Genomic DNA, 21,227 nt, shown 5'->3' with positions numbered 1-21,227 from the left:
CACGCACTAGAATCCCGGTGCGATGCGATTCTTCTCCTGGCTATTTCGAGCCGCCATCTTCTTCGTGCTGTTCGCCTTCGCGCTGAACAATCAGCACGAGGCCCGGATCCGCTGGTTCTTCGGCTTCGAGTTCCGTGCACCGATGGTGCTGATGGTGCTCGTGGTCTTTGCCGCCGGTGCGCTTTTTGGGGTCCTGGCGATGATGCCGAACTGGTGGCGCCAGCGCCGTCGCGCCCGGGCCTCGACCGAGCCGCAGACCCCGGTGACCACCACCACCGCGGCCGTGCCGGCGCTGTCCGGCGTCACTCCTGTCCTGCCTGACGTACCCCTGGGCGCTCCCCCCCGCGATGGACTTTGACCTGCAGTGGCTGCTGCTGGCCCTGCCGCTGGCCTTCGGGCTGGGCTGGCTGGCCTCGCGCCTGGACATGCGCCAGTGGAAACGCGACATCGAGTCGTCTCCGCGCGCCTATTTCAAGGGCCTGAACCTGCTGCTCAACGAGCAGCAGGACAAGGCCATCGATGCCTTCATCGAGGCAGTCCAGCATGACCCGGGCAGCTCGGACCTGCACTTCGCGCTCGGCAACCTGTTCCGGCGCCGAGGCGAGTACGAGCGGGCGGTGCGGGTGCACCAGCATCTGCTGGCACGTGCCGACCTGCCCACCTCCGAGCGCGACCGCGCCCAGTACGCGCTGGCGCAGGATTTCCTGAAGGCCGGCCTGTTCGACCGGGCCGAGGCGGCCTACCGGGCTCTGGAGGGCTCCGCCTTCGCGACCGATGCCCGCATGGCGCTGCTGACGCTGCATGAGCGCTCGCGCGACTGGAAGGCCGCGATCGAGGTGGCACGCCAGCTCGAGGCGGTGGCGGCCGGATCGTTTGCGCCTCGCCTCGCCCATTACTGGTGCGAGCTGGCGCTCGAGGCCGATGCCCGAGGCCAGGGTGACGATGCGCGTGCTGCGCTCGACAAGGCACGCCAGGCCGCGCCGCAGGCGGCCCGGCCCCTGGTGCTGGCCGGCCAGCGTGCGGCGCGTGCCGGTGCGCATGAGCAGGCGCTGCAGGCCTGGCTGCCGCTGGTGGCGCTGTCGCCGGGTGCCCTGTCGGTCATCGCGGCGGACTTCGCGGCCAGTGCGCAGGCCTGCGGTCGCGCGGACGAGGCCCGTGTCGCGCTGTCCGAGCTGCATCGCCAGGTGCCGACCTCCGACCTGCTGGCCGCGCTGCTTGCACTCGATGCCGATCCGGCCTCGCGTCGCCGGCGGCTGCTCGATCACATGAAGGTCCAGCCCGGCCTCGGTCCGGTGCTGAGGCTGCTGCGCGAGCCCGAAGGCGCTGCGCTGTCGGTCGAGGAGCATCAGGCGGTGCAGGGCAGCGTCGCGCAGGCGCTGCGACCGCTGCAGCGCTACCGCTGCGCGGCCTGCGGCTTCGAGGCGCAGCAGTATTTCTGGCAGTGTCCCGGCTGCCAGGGCTGGGAGACCTTCCCGCCGCGCCGTCTCGAGGATCACTGACCTCCATCCCGCTGAAGCGGACAGGCCGTGTCCCCCATCGGAGGGCCCCCGGAAGAGGGCCCTCCTGATGGGGATGCGCCGCGGCTGACCGCGCTCCTATCGTGGACCCACGCCGGCATCCGTGCCGCCGGCGCCACCGATCCGCCCCGCTGCGAGCGGATCATCCCTGTCCGCGAACCACCCCCGCACGGGGTCCGGGAGCATCACGATGATGACGATCCGCAATCTGCTGGCTGGCCTGGCGCTGGCCCTGGCCTCGGTGACCTGTCTGGCCACCGACATCAACAAGGCTTCTCAGGCCGAGCTGGAGTCGATCAAGGGCATCGGCCCTGCGATGTCCGGCCGCATTCTCGAGGAGCGCAAGAAGGGTCCGTTCCGGGACTGGGCCGATGTGATGGAGCGCGTCAAGGGCATCAAGCAGGCCTCCGCGACCCGCTTCTCCAGCGGCGGGCTGACGGTCAACGGGAGCGCCTTCGCCCTGCCCGCCGCGCCAGCCACCACGCCTGTCGCTGCGGCGGGCCCCGCGACGACGGCGCTCACGCCGGTGAAGAAGCCCTGACCGTGAGCGGCTGCGCCGGTGTGCCGCTGTCGACGCAGGCCGGCAGCGCGGGGCGCGCCGCATGGCCATCGGCGAGCCGGGCACGGGGGGGGCGGGGGGCGCTGTCCGGCGTCCGGCTGCCAGCCGAAGAAGCTCAGGACATCGGCGCGCCGCGCCATCGCGTCGGCCTCGCCCAGTGCGATCAGCTCTCGGGTGTAGCCCGACTCGAACAACAGGTAGCTGGCCAGCGCTGCGCCGCGTGCCGAGGTGCCCCGGCCACTGACACCGACGCCGCGCAGCAGGCTGCGCACGGTCAGCGGCAGGCTGTCGAGATGGCGTCCTGCGATCTCGTCCAGACGCTGGCTGGGCGCGATCACCAGCGCATCGATCGGTCTCAGCGTGGTCTTTGCCCGTGCCTGCGGCGGCAGCAGCGCCAGCGTCGAGTTGATGCGCTGCAGCCGCTCGACATCGACCGCCAGCGCGTCGAGAAAGATGTTCGACATCGCATGGCCGGCGATCTGCGCGATCGTCGGGTAGCCGCTGATTTCCAGATGGGCGCCCGGCGGCTCGTGCATGCGGCCGGCGCCGATGATCAGGATGCGCTCCGCGCCCAGATGCACCGCGGGCGAGATCGGTGCAGCCTGGCGCATCGAGCCGTCGCCGAACCAGCCGGTGCGCTCGCCGCAAGGCAGCTCGACCGCCGGAAAGACGAAGGGAATCGCTGCCGAGGCCAGCAGGTGGCGTACCCCGAGCCGTGCCGGCACCGCGATGCGCTGCGAGCGGTTCCAGGGCGCGATGTTCTCGCGGCTCTCGTAGAAGGTGACATGCTCGCCGCTGGTGTAGCTGGAGGCCGTCACCGCCAGCGCATCCAGATGGCCGTCGTTCATCAGCCGCTGCAGTCGGTCGAAGCGCACCATGCGCAGCAGCAGCGATTCCAGCGGGCCGTTGTTCAGCAGCGAGCGCGGGCGCAGTCGCCGCCAGCGGTGCAGCAGCCAGCCGAAGGACATCATCGTCAGCCACGGCGCGCCGGTGCGCAGCACGCCCAGCGAGTCGGTGCGGTAGACCTGCTCGGAGCGGAACTGCGCCCAGACATCGGCGATCTCGCGCACCGCCGCGTCATGGCGGTCGGCCTGGCAGGCCAGGGCGGTGGCGTTGATCGCGCCGGCCGAGGTGCCGGCGATGATCTGGTAGGGGCTGTGCGTCGGCGCGCCGACCTCGCGGGCGATGTCGGCGATGGCTCGCAGCACGCCCACCTGATAGGCCGCACGCGCACCACCGCCGGTCAGCAGCAGCCCGGTGCGCGGCTGAGACCGGACGGGAGGCGGCGAGCTCATCGCCGGCAGCGAGGTGGCCTTGTCCATGCTCTTCAGTCTATCGGCAGCCTGTCTGGAGGTCGGCCGAAAACCGCCCGACTCCGGGGCCAGTCCTCCGCCTGGGGCGGTGGCTTGCGCTTGCGTGCTGCTGCCGCAAGCCGGTGCTGTCAGTCGTGGGGATGGCGCTGGCGGCGCATCAGCCGGTGCTGCAGCAGCGCGATCGAGAGCAGGCCCGCGGCTGCCAGCGCCGCCGGATGGGACTCGCCGTCCGACAGCGCACCGGTGCTGGCCGAAGCGGCGACCGTCGGCTGTGCGGGCAGCGTCGGATGTGCGACCTGATGTGCAGCCTGATGGGACGGCACCGCCCAGGCAGCGGTGCAAGCCAGCAGGCTCAGCGCCGATCCCGCCGCGGTCCGTCTCAGCGACCGATGCGACAGGCGTGGCGATGCGCAGAAAGTGAGAGAGAACATGTCGGGCTTCCCTGGCGTTGCGGCCGAATCGAGGTGACGTCCCGGCATCGATCGGATGTCACGCCTGGGGCGGTACGGCACCATTCTATTCAGGGATTCAGGATCTGATCAGTGGAAACCCTGATCAAAAGGTGTGCAGCTGTTCATGTCATGTCCGCCAGATCCGGGGCGCAGATTCGGCCAGCGACCAGCCGTCCTGGCGCCATCCAGCGCGTACGGCCACCAGCAGCTGCATCAGCGGCTCGACCCGTTCGGCCAGTGCACGCAGCACGATCACCCGGTCATGGACCGCGCTGACTCCGGCGCTGTCCGCCAGCGGCGAGGCTGACAGCCGATCGCGAGCGAGTTCCAGCAGTCGCGCGGTGCGCTCCCGGCCGATCGTCTCGCCGCTGCCGAACCACATCGTGCCCAGCACCCGTCGGCCCGCCCAGCCGAGCGGACCGTCGAGCAGCAGCGTGTCGCTGGCGTCGATGCGAGCCTGCTCCAGCCAGACGCCGGGCAGTTCCAGGTGCTGCTGGTAGCGGCCCCGGCTCCACGCTTCCCCTGCGGCAGGCAGACCGAGCGCCAGCAGATCCCAGCCGATCATCTCGGCCTTCGGCGCCAGGTCGAAGCGCATCCGGTTGATCGCATGGCAGTCGCGGTAGGCGATCGTCTCCAGCGGCAGCCATTCCAGCCGGGCATGGTCGGCCAGCCGGGCCTTCACCTGCTGCATGCCGGGCGCACCGGCGCTGCGGTAGTAGCGGGTCGCGCCGGGCGTGGTGATCAGCGCATGCGTGCCTTCCTCGAGCTGCGCCTCGATCTCGAGCGTGTCGCCGCCGACGATGCCGCCGGGCGGATGCACCAGCACATGGTGGCAGATGCCCGGCCCTTCCGGGTACAGGCGCTGCAGCACGCGCAGCGGACCATGGTGGCGGTCCAGCGCGATCGTGCGCTCGCCATCGCGGGTGTAGTGCAGGTTCAGGCGGCCGGGCCAGCTCATGGGCGTGTCGAGGAAAGGGCGGGTGGCAGAGGCGAAAGGGCGGGAGTGTAGCGGGCCGGCCTGGCGCAGTGGTCCTGCATCGGACCGGGTCAGGCCGCCTCGGGCAGCGTGGTGCGACGGTACATCTCGATGATGTGCTCGCCGGCGGTGATCGGCGCATAGCGCGGCGGATCGCCGGCGTCATGGCAGCCGGGCAGGGCGGCCACCTGGGCGTGGTAGTCGATGTCGTGGAACCAGGCGATCGAGAAGCGCTCGCGCCCGCTGTGGCGGTTGACGACCCGGTGCAGCGAGGAGCGGTAGCGGTCGTTGGTCCAGCGCTGCATCAGGTCGCCGAGGTTGACCACCAGCGTGCCGGGCATCGGCGGCACGTCGATCCATTCGCCTTCGCGCTGGACCTGCAGGCCGCCGGACTCGTCCTGGGCCAGCAGCGTCAGGCCGCCCCAGTCGGTGTGCGCGCCCGAGCCGATCTGGCCGTCGAGCCGGCTGGCCGACTGCGGCGGATAGTGCAGCAGCCGCAGCACCGGCATCGGATTGCGCTGGAAGGGCTCGAAATGCTCGCGCGGCAGCTTCAGCGCCAGCGCGATCAGGCCCATCAGGTGGCGGCCGAGGCGGGTCATCGTCGCCTGGTAGGCCTCGACGGTGGCCTGGAATCCGGGCACCAGCGCCTCGTCGGGCCACTGGTTCGGGCCGTGGTTGGGCGTGCCGGCGCGCACCAGCGCGTCCCAGGGGCCGCGGTCGACGCCGAGGTAGAAGCTCTCCTTCAGGTCGGCGGGGCGGCCCGATTCCAGCGCCTGCCAGCCCACCGGGTCGTAGCCCCGGCACAGCCCGCCCGACAGCTCGACATGCCAGCGTCGCTTGACCTCCTCGGGCAGCGCGAACAGCCGGCGCGACAGCATGAAGAGATGGTGGCTGAGCGCCAGCGGCACGCCGTGGCCGGTGACGTGGAAGAAGCCGTCGCGCCGGCAGGCCGCGTCGATGCGGGCGGCGATGGCGTGCAGGGCCTGGGGGTCGTGACCGAAGCTGGGGGCCAGATCGATCACCGGCAGCGGGCTGTCCGGCATGGGGCGCTCCTGATGGCGAAAAATGAGATATTCGTCACGAAGAATCGCACGAGCCATGCCAGCCGCTTGCGCGCGCGATGCACCGATCGCGGGCGGGCGGACCGCTCAGCGGCCGAGCCAGAAGCGCGCGTGCACTGCAGCGAGTTCGTCCTCGATCGCGGGAATCGGCCCCCAGACGCGGATCGGCTTCTGGCCGCGCGAGAACACCTCGCGGCAGGGCACGTCCAGCGTCGGGTTCTCGGGATGGCGGCCGGTGGTGGCGCGCAGCCGCGTCTCGCTCATGCCGTAGACCAGCCGCCCGATGCCGGCCCAGTACTGGGTGCCCGAGCACATGCAGCAGGGCTCGACGGTGGTGTAGAGCGTGCAGTTCCACAGCAGCTCGGCGTCGAACTTGGCCGCGGCCTGGCGCGCGAGCACCGCCTCGGCATGGTTGACGCTGTCGACATTGCCCTGGATCAGCAGCACCGTCTCATGGTCCGGGCCGACCAGCAGCGCGCCGAAGGGGTGATGGCCCTGCTCCATCGCGGCGCGTGCGATGTCGCTGGCCTGGCGCAGGTGCAGCAGCATCTGCTCCATCGTCGGGTCGGGCGTGGTGAAGGCATGCATGGGCACGATCATGCGCCTTTTTCACGTTTCAGTGCGCGTTCGAGCCGCGATGCGCCCAGCCGGTCGTGCGCTTCTCCACCACCGAGAACAGCTCGTACATCACCATCGCCATCGCGCCGACCACCACCAGCCCGGCAAACGCCAGCCCCATCTGCATCGAGCTGCCGGCCGAGATCAGCAGGTAGCCGATGCCCTCGTTGGCCGCGGTCATCTCCGACACCGTGGTGCCGACGAAGGCCAGCGTGATCGCCACCTTCAGCGAGCCGTAGAAGTAGGGCAGCGAGCGCGGCAGCCCGACCTTGACCAGCACATCCCAGCGCCGCGCGCCCAGCACCCGCAGCACATCCTCCAGCTCGGGCTCGAGCGTGGCCAGGCCGGTGGCGATGTTGACCATGATCGGGAAGAAGCTGATCAGGAAGGCGGTCAGGATGGCCGGGCCGATGCCGATGCCGAACCACACCACCAGGATCGGCACGAAGGCGGCCTTGGGCAGCGCGTTGAAGGCGGTCATCAGCGGATAGACCGCGGCGTAGGCCGCGCGCGAGCTGCCGATCAGGAAGCCCAGCAGCACGCCCACCACGATCGACAGGCCGAAGCCGGCCATCGTCACCCAGAAGGTGCGCCAGGCGTGGCCGGCGATGGTGGCGGCATGCTCGGCCAGCGCCGCGCCGATCGCCGCCGGGCTCGGGAAGATGAATTCCGAGATGCCGAAGGCCGAGCACAGCGCCTGCCACAGCAGCAGCACCGCGACCAGCAGGATCCAGGGCGACCAGCGTTCCATCTGGCGGGCGTTCATTGGGCGATCTCCGAGGCGGGGGCGAGGCCGGCGACGGGCTTGCGCATCGCGCCGATGTGGCCGCGCAGCTCATGCACGATGGCGGTGAACTCTGGCGTGTAGGTGATCTCCAGGTCGCGCGGGCGCGGCAGGTCGATCTCGCGCCTGACGACGAAGCGCCCCGGGCTCCTGCTCATCACGTAGACCGTGTCGGCCAGGAACACGCTCTCGCGCAGGTCGTGCGTGACCAGGATGACGTTGAACTTCTGCGCGGCCTGCAGGTCGCGCAGCGCGCACCAGAGTTCCTCGCGGGTGAAGGCGTCGAGCGCGCCGAAGGGCTCGTCGAGCAGCAGCATCTTCGGCTCGTGGATCAGCGCGCGGCAGATGCTGGCGCGCTGCTGCATGCCGCCCGAGAGCTGCCACGGGAACTTGTCCTCATAGCCGGCCAGACCGACGCTGGCCAGCAGCCGGCGCGCCTTCTCGCGGTACTCGGCCCGCTTCTGCTTGAAGCTCGAGCGGTAGGGCTCGACGATCTCCAGCGGCAGCAGCACATTGTCGATCGTGGTGCGCCAGGGCAGCAGGCTCGGCGCCTGGAAGGCCATGCCGGTGATCTTCAGCGGTCCGGTGACCTCCTGGCCGCCGATGGTGACGGTGCCGCGGCTCGGGCGCTTCAGGCCGGTGGCCAGCTTCATGAAGGTGGACTTGCCGCAGCCCGAGGGCCCGACGATGGCGATGAACTCGCCCTCGCCGACCTGCAGGTTGATGTCCTCGACGGCGAACTGCTGCTGGGCCAGCAGCTCGTCGTTGTAGGCCAGCCAGACATCCTTGAAATCGACGAAGGCGGTCATCGCATCAGTCCTGTGCGGTCATTGCGGTCATTTCTTCGCGGTGGCGAAGATGTTGCGGTCGGTGGCCGAGGGCAGGAAGCTGCCGTTCCAGACCGCGTCCGGGTTGATGCGCTCCTTGGTGGCGAAGGCGTCGGCCACCTGGCTGGCCATCAGGCTCAGGCGCGGGCCGCTGACCGCGCCGAAGCCCTCGGCCCGGGCATCCGGCGTCAGCACCGAGGCGTCGAGCGCCAGCTTCAGCCGGCGCAGCTCCAGGTCGGCGTTGATGATGCCGTCGCGCGCCTTGACCAGCGCCACGCCGGCCTTCGGATCCGCGATCACGTCCTTCACGCCCTTGGTGAAGCCGCGCAGGAAGGCCTTCACCGCCTCCGGGTTCTTCTTCAGGAAGGCCTCGCCGACGATGATCGCGTTGCCGTAGAGCTTCACGCCGTGCGCGGGATAGGGCAGCACGACCACATCCTCGGTCTTGACGCCGCGCGCCTCCAGGTTCAGCAGCGAGGTGAACGAGAAGCCGGTGATCGCGTCGATGTCGCCGCGCACCAGCATGGTCTCGCGCAGCGGCGGGTCCATCGCGGTCCAGGCCACGCTGCTGATGCCGTTGGCCTTGGCGAAGATCGGCCAGGCCTTGCGGCCCGCGTCGAAGACCGGCGCGCCCAGCTTCTTGCCGCTCAGGTCGGCCGGCGTCTTGATGCCCGACTTCTTCAGCGCCAGCACCGCCGCCGGCGTGTTGTTGTAGACCATCATCACCGCGACCGGCTTGTTCGGCGCTGTCGGGTTGTTGGCGTGGAACTCCATCAGCGCGGCCAGGTCGGCGAAGCCCATGTCGTAGGTGCCCGAGGCCACGCGGGTGACGGTGCCGCCCGAGCCATTGCCGGCATCGATCGTCACATCGAGCTTCTCGGCCTTGAAGTGGCCCTTGGCCACCGGCGCGAGGAACAGCGCGGCCGGTCCCTCGAAGCGCCAGTCGAGCTGGAACTTGACCGGGGTCTCCTGGCTGTGTGCCGGACTGGCGAGCAGGCCCAGCGTCGAGGCGGCGGCAAGCACCATCGCGGTGCGTCGGATCGGCGAGAGAACGGACATCGTCATGGGCTCCGAGGTGTATACAGTTTGCGGGGAACCTGGCTTGCAATATCCATGCACACCCGGATGAACCGCGCGGGTCCGGTCCGGGCCTGCCGCTGACGGCCCCGCGAGCCGGTGGGCGCGTCGATCCGGGATTCAGGGGCTGGCGGCCGAGGCCAGCGCCGTGGCGAGATCGTCGATGCGCGGGTGCAGGCGCAGATTGCTCTCGACCTCGGCGATGTGCGCCTCCATCAGCCGCACCGCCTCGTCGGCATCGCCGCGGGCCAGTGCGTCGACGATCTGCACATGGCCGGCCTGCGAGTGCTCTGCCGAATGCGAGGACTGGTACATCAGCGAGATCAGCGATGAGCGCGACAGCAGGTCGGCCAGCAGCTGCGCGAGCACCTCGTTGCCGAGCTGGCGCGCCAGGATGATGTGGAAGTCCGCCAGCAGCCGGGTGCGCCCGGGCACGTCGGTGCGCTGCACCGCCGAGGCCTCCGCGCGCAGATGTGCGCGCAGTTCCTCGACCTGTTCCGGCGTGATGTCGCGGGCGAGCTGGCGCACCATCGCCGTCTCGAGCATCAGGCGCACGCCGAAGACCTGGCGCGCCTCCTCGACGCTCGGGCGGGAGACGAAGGCGCCGCGTGCGGGCTCCAGCGTGATCAGCCGGTCGCGGCTGAGCTGCATCAGCGCCTGGCGCACGATGGTGCGCGAGACTTTGAAGATGTCGGCGATCGGCTGCTCGGCCAGCTTGGTGCCGGGCATCAGCCGGCGCTCGACGATCGCCGCGGTGATCGCCTCGGCGATGCGCCGGGTCATGGTGGCGCCGGGGTCGGCGCTGTCGCCCTCGGCCGGAGGGCTGGCATCGGCCTGCAGGGCCTTGGGCATCAGGGAGCTGGCACGACTCATGAACGACTCATGATGAAAAAATCGGTTCCGAAAGATCCACCGGAACATGCCGGTGACATACGCAATACGGAGGCCAGTCTGTCGCAGCACTTCACGACCCGGTTTTCAGGAACTCCCGAAAACTGTGCATTCGACTGTATACAGTTGGTGCATGTGCACGCCATCGGCGCATTCCCGAGGACTGGAAAATCGGGCGCGGTGGCCGGGCTGGCTCCGAAGGGGGGATCATGCTGCATCTGCTGAACCTGTTCGCCGCGATCGCGCTGCTGATCTGGGCCACCCAGCTGGTGCGCACCGGCGTGCTGCGCCTGCTGGAGAACACGGCCGACAGCATCGAGACCAGCTCGCTGTGACATTCGGGGCTGATCGTGGCGTGCAGGCGCGGCTCACCCGTGACGCGCGTCATGCGCTGCTGCGGCCACTGGAGAATTTTTGCTTTTCAGGCGCTTATTCTGGTGCCCCTGTCCGCCATGCCGCACCGTCCGCCATGATCTACGACGTCACCACCAGTGCCCTGTATGCCGATGACGGCACTTTCCTGCACACCGTGCACTGTCCGATGGCGTTGACGCCCGATCAGCTCGAGGCGATCTATCCGGATTCGACCGACCGGCATTGCCGCCAGTGCAAGCGCCGAATCTTCGATCTCGACAGGATGAGCGATGTTCTGGCCAAGGCGCTGTTCCTGGATGATCCGCATGCCTGCGTCTTCTCCACCGGGCGGGCCCGCCACATCGTCTTCCTGCATCACCGCGAGCAGCGCGAAGGCAATGCGCGTGGTCTGCCCGTCATCCGCACGGCGCGCAATCTACAGATGATGCAGGCTGCCAGTCGCCAGGGTTTCCGGCCGCTGCTGCGCGACGCTGCGCCCGCGCCGGAAGAAGGCGAGTTCAAGTACATCGTCTATCAGCATCAGGACACCGGCGAGATCTGGTGGAGCGGTGACCGGCGCGATTTCCATCCGCTCGACCATCCTCTGGCCGCGGACGACGATCCGTGGGTGCTGGTCAAGGACTGGTTCTTTGTCCGTGCCGACCAGCCGTTTCCGCTGGCGGCCTATCTGATCCCGAAGGACCTGCCCGACTACACCCCGGTCTTCGTCGAGGATGTGATCGAGGACTGGCGTGAATTGACCTGGAACCAGGGCAATTCTCGGCGGATCCATGCGACGGAGGCGATGTGGACAGGACAGTTCCTGATGCTGGGCGCGACCGAGCAGGATGACAGCCCTCCGTGTCGGGTGGGATGAACCGTCGAGCGGGAGAACCAGATGTCCCACATCAACAAGAAGCGGCCAAGAGCCACGGTGATCGTCGAGACGGGCGAGGGCATTCTGCTGGTGCGGATGCGGGCAGACCTGTTCATGCTGCCCGGTGGTGGCATTGAGCGCGGCGAACAGCCCATCTGCGCTGCCATCCGGGAACTCAAGGAGGAAACCGGGCTGGACTCCTGCGCGGCGGCGTTCCTGTTCGAACATGAAAGCCGGCACCACCAGCACCATGTCTTCCACATCCTGGCTCGAGGGACGCCTGAGCCTGACAGCGAGATTGTCGAACTGGGCGTCTACCGTGAGGCGACCTCTCACGAGATCTATGCCAGTCATGTGCAGATCATCGGGCGCTTTCTAGGCGGGTCATCACGCATCGTCATGCCCGCGCAAGCGGGCAGCCACGAGGTGCGGCGGTGACGGCGGGGCGTGGGCCCTCGCCTTCGCGAGGGTGACGGCGGCGGTCAGCCCGGCGTGCCGCTGCGCTCTACCAGCGTCCGTGCCAACCGATCATGCCGCTCCACCAGCGGCCCCAGATCCAGCGTCGTGAGCTGGCCTTCACGCACCAGCACCTGCCCCCCGACGATGTTCCACGCCACCGACGGACTCGCGCACAGCAGCAGCGCCGCCAGCGGGTCATGCACCGCGCCGCCGGCCATCGCCAGCCCGCCCGTGGACCACAGCACCAGATCGGCCGCCATCCCCACCGACAGGTGCCCGATGTCATCGCGGCCGAGCACCTTCGCGCCGCCCCGCGTGGCGATTTCCAGCGCATCCCGCGCCGTCATCTCCGCCGGCCCGAGGTCGCAGCCGTAGCGCAGCACGCCGCCCGCGTCCCTCTCCGGCGGCTGCATCGCCCGCCCGACCCGCGCCAGCAGCAGCGCCTGACGCGCCTCGTTCAGCAGGTGCGCCGCGTCATTGCTCGCGCTGCCGTCCACGCCGAGGCCGACCGGCACGCCCGCGTTCAGCATCCGCCGCACCGGCGCTATCCCTGATGCCAGCCGCATGTTGCTGCACGGGCAGTGCGCGACCCCCGTGCCGGTCGCGGCGAAGCGGGCCAGGCCGTGCGCGTCGAGCTTGACGCAGTGCGCGTGCCACACGTCCTCGCCCAGCCAGCCGACGCTCTCGGCGTACTCCGTGGGTGTCATGCCGAACTTGAACTGGCTGTAGGCGAGGTCGTGGTCGTTCTCGGCCAGGTGGGTGTGCAGCCGCGCGCCGAGGCTGCGGGCCAGCGCCGCCGAGTCGCGCATCAGCTCCCGGCTGACCGAGAACGGCGAACACGGCGCCGCCACCACGCGCAGCCGGCTGTAGCGGCCGTTGTCGTTGTAGGTCTCGATCAGCCGCTGCGTGTCGGCCAGGATCGCCTCCTCGCGCTCGACGAGGTGGTCCGGCGGCAAGCCGCCCGCCGACTCGCCCACGCTCATGCTGCCCCGCGCGGCGTGGAAGCGCATGCCGACCTGCTGCGCCGCCTCGATCTGGTGGTCGAGCGTGACGCCGTTCGGGTAGATGTAGAGGTGGTCCGAACTCGTCGTGCAGCCCGACAGCAGCAGCTCGGCCATCGCCACCTGCGTCGAGACCTGCACCATCTCCGGCGTCAGCCCGGCCCAGATCGGGTAGAGCGTCTTCAGCCAGCCGAACAGCTCGGCGTTCTGCGCGGCGGGAACGGCGCGGGTCAGGCTCTGGTACATGTGGTGGTGCGTGTTCACCAGCCCCGGCGTGACGACATGGCCGCGCGCGTCGATCAACTCGCCACAGGCGCGCACCTCGTCGAGGATCGGCGCCGGCACCTCGCCCGCCGCGTAGATCGCCGCGATCTGCTCGCCGCGGATCAGCAGGCTCGCGCCGCGCAGCTCGCGGCGGGTGTCGTCGAAGGTGGCGATCAGGTCGGCCTGATGGACCAGCAGCGGGCGGGGCAGGGCGGCGGGCATGCTCATGAAGCGATTGTCCAGCAAGCCCTGTGCCCTGCCGCGATCCGTCGTGGCGGGCCGGCTTTCCCGTTCTCATCCTCCTAATGTTTTCCCGATCCGGCAAATAACCTCGTGTCACGATGACTGACACCGCCGCCGGTTCCCCGACCCTGCCGACCCTGCCGATCCAGCCGACTTCGCTGGATCCTGCCGATCCGGCCGCCTGGGAGGATTTCCGCGCCCAGGCCCATCGCATGCTCGACGACATGATCGGCCACCTGCGCACGCTGCGCGAGCAGCCGGTCTGGCGGCCGATTCCCGAGGCGCTGCGCACGCGCTGGCGCGAGCCCCTGCCGGCGCAGCCGGTGCCGGTGGCCGAGCTGCACCAGCGCTTCCTGGCCGAGGTGCTGCCGCATGCGGTCGGCAACGCGCATCCGCGTTTCATGGGCTGGGTGCAGGGCGCCGGCACGCCCGAGGGCCTGCTGGCCGAGATGCTCGCCGCCGGGCTGAATGCCAATGTCGGCGGGCGCGACCAGATGCCGCTCGAGGTCGAGCGCCAGGTGGTGCACTGGATGCGCGAGCTGTTCGACTTTCCCGACACTGCCTCCGGCCTGCTGGTGACCGGCTCCTCGACCGCCAACCTGATCGGCGTGCTGGTGGCGCGCACCCGCGCGCTGGGCGTCGACTCGCGCCGCGACGGGCTGGGCGCGGACGGCCTGAGGCTGGTGGCCTACACCAGCGCGGCCGCGCACGGCTGCGTCGCGCAGGCGATGGCGATCGCCGGGCTGGGCAGCGCGGCGCTGCGCCGGGTGCCGGTGGACGCCGATCACCGCATCGACGTCGCCGCGCTGCGCCGCATGCTGGCGGCGGACCGTGCCGCCGGCCTGCAGCCCTTCCTGGTGGTGGGCACCGCCGGCACGGTCGATGTCGGCGCGATCGACGATCTGGACGCGCTGGCCACGCTGTGCGCGGCCGAGCGGCTCTGGTTCCATGTCGACGGCGCCTTCGGCGCGCTGGCGCGGCTGTCGCCGGCGCTGGCGCCGCGCCTGGCCGGCATCGAGCGGGCCGACTCGCTGGCGCTGGACTTCCACAAGTGGGGCCAGGTGCCCTACGATGCCGGCTTCGTGCTGGTGCGCGAGCAGTCGGCGCAGCTGGCGGCCTTCGCTTCGCCGGCGGCCTATCTGGCGCGCCATCCGCGCGGGCTGGCGGCGGGTTCGCCCTGGCCCTGCGATCTCGGCCCCGACCTGTCGCGGGGCTTCCGGGCGCTGAAGGTCTGGTTCACCGTCATGGCCCACGGCCGCGAGCGCCTGGGCGCGGCGATCGAGGCCAATTGCCGCCTGGCGCGCCGGCTGGCCGAGCGGGTCGATGCCGACGCGCGGCTGCAGCGGCTCGCGCCGGTGGCGCTGAACATCGTCTGCCTGCGCTATGTCGGCGCGGCGGCGGACCGGGTCGACAGCCAGCCACTCGACGAGGCCGCGCTCGACGCGCTCAACGCCGAGCTGGTCGCCGACCTGCACGAGAGCGGCGTGGCCGCGCCGTCCACCACCACGATCGGCGGGCTCACCGCGGTGCGCGTCGCGCTGGTCAATCACCGCACCGTCGAGGCCGATCTCGACCTGCTGCTCGAGGCCCTGCATCACTTCGGACGACTGCGCCTGCGGCAGGCGCGGGTGTCCGGTTCAGGCCTGCCGACCCTTTCCGACGAAAGCTCCCGATGACCGTGACCGCTTCCCCGATCGCCACCCGCAAGCCGCTGCTGGGTCTGGCCACGCTGATGACGCAGGCCTTTCGCGGCACCGACCTGCGACCGCTGGCGCAGGCGCTGATCGATCGTGCCGGTGCCGATGAAGACGATGCCGAGGCCCTGATGGATCTCTCCACTGCGCTGTTCCTGCAGGGCCTGCGCGAGGTCGGTCTGGCCACCCAGGCGCAGGCGCTGCAGGTCAGCCGCCTGTACCGGCTGGCGGCGCCGTGCCCGCCGGCCCAGGGGCGGCCGCTGCGGCTGCTGGCGCTGATGATGCCCGGCGACCTGATGACGAACGCGCCGCTGCCCTTCCTGTGCGAGGGCAGCGACATCGAGCTGTCGATGCTCTACCTGCTGCCGGGCGAGCCGCTGCCCGAGACGCTGCCGCCGCATGATGTGGTGTGGACCGCGGTGTCGGAGTCGGCCGCGAGCCGCCCGCTGCTGTCGCGCCTGGAGGCGCAGCGCGCGCGCTGGGGCCTGCGGCAGGTCAACCGGCCGGGCGCCATCCTGCACACCTCGCGCGACGAGGCCTGGCAGATGCTGCACGATGTGCCGGGCCTGCTGATGCCGGCCACCGCGCTGCATGAGCGCGGCGTGCTGCAGGAGCTGGCCGAGGGCAGGCGCCCGCTGGGCACGCTGCTGCCCGATGCCGCCTGGCCGCTGATCATTCGCCCGCTCGACTCGCATGCCGGTCACGACCTGGAGAAGGTCGACACGCCGGCCGCGCTGGCGGGCTACCTGGCGGCGACCGCCGGCGAGGCCTTCTACCTGTCGAGCTTCATCGACTACCGCGGCGCCGATGGCCAGTTCCGCAAGTGCCGCGTCGTGCTGGTCGGTGACCAGGCCTTTGCCGGCCATCTGGGCGTGTCCTCGCACTGGATGGTGCATTACCTGAACGCCGGCATGACCGACTGCCCGCTCAAGCGCCAGCAGGAGGCCGATTTCATGACCGGCTTCGACACCGGCTTCGGCGCGCGCCATGCGGAGGCGCTGAGCCGCATCGGTGCGCGCTTCGGCCTGGACTACCTGGTGATCGACTGCGCCGAGATGCCCGACGGCCGTCTGCTGGTCTTCGAGGTCGATCCGGGCGCGGTGGTGCACTCGATGGATCCGGAAGAGATGTTCCCGTACAAGCATCCGGCGATGCGGCGTGTCAGGCAGGCCTTCCGGGCCCTGCTGGTGCGGCAGGCCGGCCGATGACGGCGCAGATCGAGCACCGCGCCTCGTCCATCGTCCTGTGCACCCTGCTGTCCACCCGCTCGCATGCCGCCATGGCCACCGCCTCCACGCTGATCGACGACCCCGAGCTGGCCGAGGCGACCGCCTACTGGCTGACGCAGGGCGGCGACACGCGGCTGCAGCTCGATGCGCAGGGCCTGAACCTCTACGGCTGTCCGTCCCGGCCCGATCCGGGGCTGATCGCGCTGGGCTCGTCGACCGCGTCGGTGGTGTCGGCGCGCGGCTTCGAGGCGGCCTCGCGGCTGATGCTGCGCCTGGGTGCCGATCCGGGCTGCTGGCCGGGCGAGGTCGACCGGGTGCGCGCCGAGCTGCTGGCGCTCTCCGGCGCGGACCAGGTGCCCGGCACGCAGGTGGTGCTGTCGGCCTCCGGCACCGATCTGCACCTGATCGCCAGCCAGCTGCTGGCCGATGGCGACGAGGCTGCCGCGCCGCTGCAGGCGCTGATGGCCGATCCGGCCGAGACCGGCAGCGGCGTGCCCAAGGCGCTGGCCGCGCGCCATTTCAACACCCGCAGCGCCCAGGGTGCGACGGTGGTGCCCGGCCTGGCCCTGCCCGGCAGCGCGATGGAGGCGCCGCGCACCGTCGCGCTGCGCGAGATGGACGGCCGGCCCCGCTCGGTCGAGCAGATCGATGCGGACTTCACCGCCGAGGCCGAGCGCATCCTGCGCGCCGGCCGGCGCTGCCTGCTGGTGCTGGTCGATGTGTCCAAGACCGGGCTGGTGGCGCCGTCGCCGGCCTGCGCGCTGCGGCTGCGCCACCGCTGGGGCGAGCGGCTGGAGGTGCTGGTCGATGCCTGCCAGTTCCGGCTGGCGCCGGCCTCGGTGGCGGCCTGCCTGCGCCAGGACTTCGGCGTGGCGCTGACCGGCTCGAAGTTCCTGGGCGGGCCGGTCTTCAGCGCGGCGCTGCTGCTGCCGCCGGCGCTGGCGGCGCGGGCGCGGCGCCGGCCGCTGCGCTCGCTGCGGGCCTACAGCGCCCGCGGCGACTGGCCCCGGTCCTGGCCGGGCGCGCGCGAGCTGCCCGGCAGCCCCAACCCGGGCCTGCTGCTGCGCTGGGAGGCGGCGCTGGCCGAGCTGCGCCGGCTGCGCGAGGTGCCGGAGGCCGCGGTGTCCGGCTTCCTGCGCGAGTGGGGCGACGCGGTCTCGGAGCGGCTGACCGGCGATCCGGTCTTCGAGCCGCTGCCGGTCACCCCGCTGGCACGCTCGCGCGACTGGCGCACCCGCGGTGCCGACACCGCCTCCTGGGATCTGCAGCCGACGATCTTTCCCTTCCTGCTGCGCCGGCGCGAGGGACCGTCCTGGCGGCCGCTGCGTCCGGAGGAGATGGCCTGGCTGTACCGGCAGATGCGCGAGCCCCAGGCGGGCGAGCGTGTGCCGCTGCTGGCGCAGCTGCGCTTCCAGATCGGTCAGCCGGTGGTCTGCGGCGTGCGTGACGGCCAGGCGCTGACCGCGCTGCGCCTGTGCGTGGGCGCACGCGACATCTCGGCCGCCACCGCCGGCGCGCGCGGCACCGCCGAGGCGCTGACGCAGGCACGGCTGGCGCTGGACAAGCTGGCCTGGCTGATCTCCCGGCTCTGATCGCCGGGTGCGTGGTACGGACGCGGGCCGCAGCACCGCATTGGGGGCTCATTTCCGGCCTTCGCCCGCCGGACGACCTGCCTAGCATCGCGCCGAGAGCCTTGCCGCCCCTTCTGGAACGCCCATGTCCGACCTGTCCCAGCTTCCCTCCCAGCCCGCCCCCGAGGCGGGCGCTGCCTCGCTGCGGTCCGCGCTGGCCCCGGCCGCCCGGTCGCGCCGCGCGGCGGCCGCGCCCTTCGTCTGGCCGATGCCGCCGTTTGCCGCCTACCCGCCGGCCGAGCCGCAGCGCGAGCCGCTGACCGTCGAGATCGAGGGTCGCAGCGGCAACCTGATGAGCGGACTGCTGGTCGCGCTGGAGCCGGCCGCCGGCATCGCCCGGGTGCAGGTGCCGCCGGACCGGGTGTCGCTGCCGATGCGCTTCGACCAGATCCGTCGCATCACGCTGCAGGCGCCGATCCTGCCGCTGTCGCGCCGCGAAGGTCTGCCGGCGCCGGCCGAGCCGCTCAGCGAGGCGCAGGCGCAGGTGCTCGAGCATCATCCGGCCCAGCCCTTTACCGTGCATCTGGCCGGGGGCGGCAGCTTCGGCGGGGTCACGGTCGGGCATGTCGAGAACGAGGTCGGCCTGTTCCTGTTCATGCCGCTGGACGACCGGGGCGCCGTCCAGTGCAGTCTGCTGCCGCGTGCGGCCTATGACCGGGCGGTGCTGGGCGAGCGGCTCGGCGCGCTGCTGGTCGAGGAGGCCGCGGTCACGCCGGCGCAGGTCGAACAGGCGATGCAGATCCAGAAGCGCTCGCGCGGGCAGAAGCTCGGCGAGATCCTGGTCGCGCGCCAGATCGTCACGCCCGACCAGCTGCTGGCCGCGCTCGACAAGCAGGCGCGCATGCCGATGGTGCGCCTGGGCGAGGCGCTGGTGGCGCTGGGCTATCTGCGCGAGGAGCAGCTCCACGAGGTGCTCGGCCAGCAGGTCAGCGAGCGGGTGCAGCCGCTCGGCGAGGTGCTGCTCGAGCGCGACTGGGTCACGCCGCAGCAGCTGCGGGTGGCGATGGCGCGCAAGATGGGTTATCCGGTCGTCAACCTGACGACTTTCCATCCGCAGAACGAGGCCCTGGCGCGGCTGCCGCTGGAGACGGCCCGGGTGCTGGAGGTGCTGCCGCTGGTGCACCGTGCCGGCCGGCTGGTGGTGGCGATGCAGGACGTGTCGCGCCAGGCGGTGCTCGAGCAGCTCGCCGAGCTCAGCGGCTGCGCGATCGCGCCGGCGCTGGCCGGCGCGGGCGACCTGAAGGCGGCGATCGAGCGCGCCTATGCCGATCTGCCGGTGCCGGTCGATCCGGAAGCGGCCGACACGCCGGTCGCCACTGCCGCAGCCACCCCGGCGTCGACCGGGTCGACGCCCGCATCGGCCGACAGCGCCCGATCGGCGGGTGAACCTCGCGAGGCGGAGGGCCACCGTGGCGGCCGTGACCATCCGGTGCAGCAGCTGCTGGTCACGCTGGTGGCCGATGCGATGGGCAAGGGCGCCAGCGCCATCCACATCGAGAACCACCCGAGCGAGGACAAGCTGTGGGTGCGGCTGCGCCGTGACGGCCGCATGGAGCCGCATACCGAGCTGCCCGGACGCTGGCGCACCGGGCTGATGGCGCGCATCAAGTCGCTGGCCGAGCTGGATGTGGCCGAGCACCGCCGGCCGCAGTCGGGCCGGCTGGCCTTTGCGCGGCTGATGCCGCAGCACCGCATCGAGCTGCGGGTGACCACGCTGCCGACCCACGGCGGCATGGAAGACATCGTCATCGGCCTGCCGACCCGGCTCAAGGCGCTGAAGTTCGAGGCCCTGGGCCTGAGCGTGCCCGACCAGGAGCGCCTGGGCGCGCTGCTGGAGCGCCCGGGCGGTGGCCTGATCCTGGGGGTCGGTCCGGCCGGCTCCGGGCGCACCACCACGCTGCTGGCCGAGCTGAGCCGGCTCAACCAGCCCGAGCGCAAGATCGTCTCTCTGGGCGAACGCCTGGAGGCGACGCTGCCGGGCGTGCGCCAGATCGAGGTCGATGCCCGCGCCGGCCGGCCGATGGCCGCCGCGCTGCAGGCGGTGCTGCAGGCCGATGCCGACGTGATCGCGATCGACGGACTGCGCGATGTCGACAGCGCGCAGCTCGCGCTGGAGGCGGCGGCCGCCGGCCGGCTGGTGCTGGCCACCACCACCGGCCGCAACACCGCCGAGGCGGTGCAGCGCCTGCTCGACCTGGGCGTCGACCGCTGGCTGCTGGGCGACACGCTGCAGGCGGTGCATGCGCAGCGCCTGATGCGCCGGCTCTGCAGCAGCTGCCGCATGAGCCGCTCCGCGCGCGAGCCCGAGATCGCCGAATGGATCGAGGGCCATTTCCACGGCGGTCATGTCGAGGCGGCCGACGAGGCGCGCGAGCAGCTGCGTGCCGACTGGCTGGCCCGCCACGGCCGCGACGGCAAGCTGCGCCGCTACCACAGCGCCGGCTGCGAGCGCTGCCGCGGTACCGGGCTGCGCGGGCGTGCGGTCGCGCATGAGCTGATGTTCGTCAGCCGCGAGCTGCGCCGCATGATCCGCGCCGGTGCGCCGGCCTGGAACCTGCACCGCCAGGCCCTGCAGGAAGGCCTGCGCACGCTGCGCCAGGATGCGGTCGAGAAGATGCTGGCCGGGCTGGTCAGCCTCGACGAGGTGCGCGGCGTCTGCGACTGAGCGTGCGCCGGCGGCGCGCGGGCGTCAGCGCCCGCGCAGGAACAGCGTGTCGAGTTCGCGCAGCGTGACCTGGCGCCAGGTCGGCCGGCCGTGGTTGCACAGGTCGGCGCGCTCGGTGCGCTCCATGTCGCGCAGCAGCGCGTTCATTTCCTCGACGGTGAGCCGGCGGCTGGCGCGCACCGCGCCGTGGCAGGCCATCGTCGCCAGCAGCTCGTCGCGGGCGCGCTGCACCAGCGTGCTGCCTTCGTGCTCGGCCAGATCGGCCAGCACCGAGCGCGCCAGCGCGGCCGCATCCGCACCCTGCAGCGCCGCCGGCACCGCCCGCACCGCCAGCACGCCCGGCGACAGCGGCGCGACATCCAGACCGAGCTGCTGCAGCGTGTCGGCATGGGTTTCCGCGGCTGCCACCTCGGCCGGCGTGGCCGCGAAGGTGACCGGAATCAGCAGCGGCTGCGAGGCCAGCGCCTGCGCCTCGCCATCGCCGTGCGTCTCGGACACCGCACGCTTGAGCCGTTCGTAGACGATGCGCTCATGCGCGGCGTGCATGTCGACGACGATCAGGCCGTGGCGGTTCTCCGCCAGCACATAGACGCCGCCGAGCTGCGCCAGCGCGCGCCCCGCGAGAAGCCGATCTCCGGCTTGAAGGCCTCGATGTAGGGCGAGTAGCGGAAGGACGCGTAGGTCGAGGTGAAGACATCGAACAGCACGTTGTACTGACGACCCACGGTGATGCGA

At 71.1% G+C, this 21,227-nt stretch carries 20 protein-coding genes and 1 pseudogene; 10 read left to right on the top strand and 11 right to left on the bottom strand.

What is annotated here, in order from left to right:
- Positions 1–22 precede the first annotated feature (22 nt).
- From HZU84_RS15395 to HZU84_RS21005, 3 genes are all read left to right on the top strand, one after another.
- Positions 23–358, top strand: a complete 336-nt coding sequence (locus tag HZU84_RS15395; RefSeq protein WP_149502699.1) for a LapA family protein — start codon at positions 23–25, stop codon at positions 356–358.
- On the top strand, positions 348–1,499 hold the full coding sequence (gene lapB, locus HZU84_RS15390) for a lipopolysaccharide assembly protein LapB (protein WP_149502700.1): 1,152 nt from the start codon (positions 348–350) through the stop codon (positions 1,497–1,499). Before HZU84_RS15395 ends, lapB begins: the two co-directional genes overlap by 11 nt.
- A 208-nt stretch (positions 1,500–1,707) precedes the next feature.
- Positions 1,708–2,058 carry a ComEA family DNA-binding protein gene (locus HZU84_RS21005; protein WP_246607403.1) on the top strand — a complete coding sequence of 117 codons (351 nt, stop codon included), beginning with the start codon at positions 1,708–1,710 and terminating at the stop codon, positions 2,056–2,058.
- Positions 2,059–2,159: 101 nt separating this feature from the next.
- Here the strand turns inward: HZU84_RS21005 and HZU84_RS15380 are convergent.
- From HZU84_RS15380 to HZU84_RS15340, 9 genes and pseudogenes are all read right to left on the bottom strand, one after another.
- A pseudogene (locus HZU84_RS15380) lies at positions 2,160–3,371 on the bottom strand (patatin-like phospholipase family protein); the annotation flags it as partial.
- A 146-nt stretch (positions 3,372–3,517) separates the two neighbouring features.
- Entirely contained in the window at positions 3,518–3,712 is a 195-nt protein-coding gene (locus tag HZU84_RS15375) for a hypothetical protein (RefSeq protein ID WP_180692988.1), read from the bottom strand.
- Positions 3,713–3,968: 256 nt separating this feature from the next.
- On the bottom strand, positions 3,969–4,799 hold the full coding sequence (locus HZU84_RS15370) for an urease accessory protein UreD (RefSeq protein ID WP_149502703.1): 831 nt from the start codon (positions 4,797–4,799) through the stop codon (positions 3,969–3,971).
- An 89-nt stretch (positions 4,800–4,888) separates the two neighbouring features.
- The gene (locus HZU84_RS15365; RefSeq protein ID WP_149502704.1) at positions 4,889–5,860 is read right to left on the bottom strand and encodes an isopenicillin N synthase family dioxygenase; all 972 of its coding nucleotides are present in this window, start codon (positions 5,858–5,860) and stop codon (positions 4,889–4,891) included.
- 105 nt (positions 5,861–5,965) lie between these two features.
- A complete protein-coding gene (locus HZU84_RS15360; RefSeq protein ID WP_244954420.1) occupies positions 5,966–6,478 on the bottom strand; it encodes a nucleoside deaminase in 513 nt (170 codons plus the stop codon).
- Positions 6,479–6,494: 16 nt separating this feature from the next.
- Positions 6,495–7,262 (bottom strand): ABC transporter permease, encoded by a 768-nt coding sequence (locus HZU84_RS15355; RefSeq protein ID WP_149502705.1) that lies wholly within the window; start codon positions 7,260–7,262, stop codon positions 6,495–6,497.
- Positions 7,259–8,089: an ABC transporter ATP-binding protein gene (locus tag HZU84_RS15350; protein WP_149502706.1), complete on the bottom strand. Its 831-nt coding sequence runs from the start codon at positions 8,087–8,089 to the stop codon at positions 7,259–7,261. Before HZU84_RS15350 ends, HZU84_RS15355 begins: the two co-directional genes overlap by 4 nt.
- Positions 8,090–8,116: 27 nt before the next feature.
- On the bottom strand, positions 8,117–9,172 hold the full coding sequence (locus tag HZU84_RS15345) for an ABC transporter substrate-binding protein (RefSeq protein ID WP_375139039.1): 1,056 nt from the start codon (positions 9,170–9,172) through the stop codon (positions 8,117–8,119).
- A gap of 132 nt (positions 9,173–9,304) precedes the next feature.
- Positions 9,305–10,057, bottom strand: a complete 753-nt coding sequence (locus tag HZU84_RS15340; protein ID WP_149502707.1) for a GntR family transcriptional regulator — start codon at positions 10,055–10,057, stop codon at positions 9,305–9,307.
- A 227-nt stretch (positions 10,058–10,284) separates the two neighbouring features.
- On the opposite strand from HZU84_RS15340, the gene HZU84_RS20685 reads away from it, so the two are divergent.
- From HZU84_RS20685 to HZU84_RS15330, 3 genes are read left to right on the top strand one after another with little or no spacing between them, the layout of a single operon-like run.
- Positions 10,285–10,410: a hypothetical protein gene (locus tag HZU84_RS20685; protein WP_256365885.1), complete on the top strand. Its 126-nt coding sequence runs from the start codon at positions 10,285–10,287 to the stop codon at positions 10,408–10,410.
- 20 nt (positions 10,411–10,430) lie between these two features.
- A complete protein-coding gene (locus HZU84_RS15335) occupies positions 10,431–11,306 on the top strand; it encodes a hypothetical protein (RefSeq protein ID WP_149502708.1) in 876 nt (291 codons plus the stop codon).
- A gap of 21 nt (positions 11,307–11,327) precedes the next feature.
- On the top strand, positions 11,328–11,744 hold the full coding sequence (locus tag HZU84_RS15330) for an NUDIX domain-containing protein (RefSeq protein WP_149502709.1): 417 nt from the start codon (positions 11,328–11,330) through the stop codon (positions 11,742–11,744).
- A 44-nt stretch (positions 11,745–11,788) separates the two neighbouring features.
- Here HZU84_RS15330 and HZU84_RS15325 read toward each other — a convergent pair whose 3' ends face one another.
- Positions 11,789–13,258 carry an 8-oxoguanine deaminase gene (locus tag HZU84_RS15325; RefSeq protein ID WP_149502710.1) on the bottom strand — a complete coding sequence of 490 codons (1,470 nt, stop codon included), beginning with the start codon at positions 13,256–13,258 and terminating at the stop codon, positions 11,789–11,791.
- A gap of 113 nt (positions 13,259–13,371) precedes the next feature.
- On the opposite strand from HZU84_RS15325, the gene HZU84_RS15320 reads away from it, so the two are divergent.
- From HZU84_RS15320 to HZU84_RS15305, 4 genes are all read left to right on the top strand, one after another.
- Complete coding sequence (locus HZU84_RS15320) at positions 13,372–14,949, top strand: pyridoxal phosphate-dependent decarboxylase family protein (RefSeq protein ID WP_149502711.1); 1,578 nt, start codon at positions 13,372–13,374, stop codon at positions 14,947–14,949.
- Between the two features lie 2 nt (positions 14,950–14,951).
- Positions 14,952–16,175 (top strand): ATP-grasp domain-containing protein, encoded by a 1,224-nt coding sequence (locus HZU84_RS15315; protein ID WP_219340962.1) that lies wholly within the window; start codon positions 14,952–14,954, stop codon positions 16,173–16,175.
- On the top strand, positions 16,172–17,788 hold the full coding sequence (locus HZU84_RS15310; protein ID WP_149502713.1) for a hypothetical protein: 1,617 nt from the start codon (positions 16,172–16,174) through the stop codon (positions 17,786–17,788). The genes HZU84_RS15315 and HZU84_RS15310 overlap by 4 nt, the downstream gene beginning before the upstream one ends.
- A gap of 124 nt (positions 17,789–17,912) precedes the next feature.
- The gene (locus HZU84_RS15305; RefSeq protein ID WP_149502714.1) at positions 17,913–20,492 is read left to right on the top strand and encodes a GspE/PulE family protein; all 2,580 of its coding nucleotides are present in this window, start codon (positions 17,913–17,915) and stop codon (positions 20,490–20,492) included.
- A 24-nt stretch (positions 20,493–20,516) separates the two neighbouring features.
- Here the strand turns inward: HZU84_RS15305 and HZU84_RS15300 are convergent.
- On the bottom strand, positions 20,517–21,227 hold a 711-nt coding region (locus tag HZU84_RS15300), incomplete at its 5' end, for a DNA mismatch repair MutL family protein (protein ID WP_473964402.1).

This window comes from Sphaerotilus sulfidivorans (assembly GCF_013426975.1).
Lineage (GTDB): Bacteria > Pseudomonadota > Gammaproteobacteria > Burkholderiales > Burkholderiaceae_C > Sphaerotilus > Sphaerotilus sulfidivorans.
The sequence above is the reverse complement of the archived record's forward strand: the minus strand, read 5'-3'. Positions and strand labels throughout refer to the sequence as shown.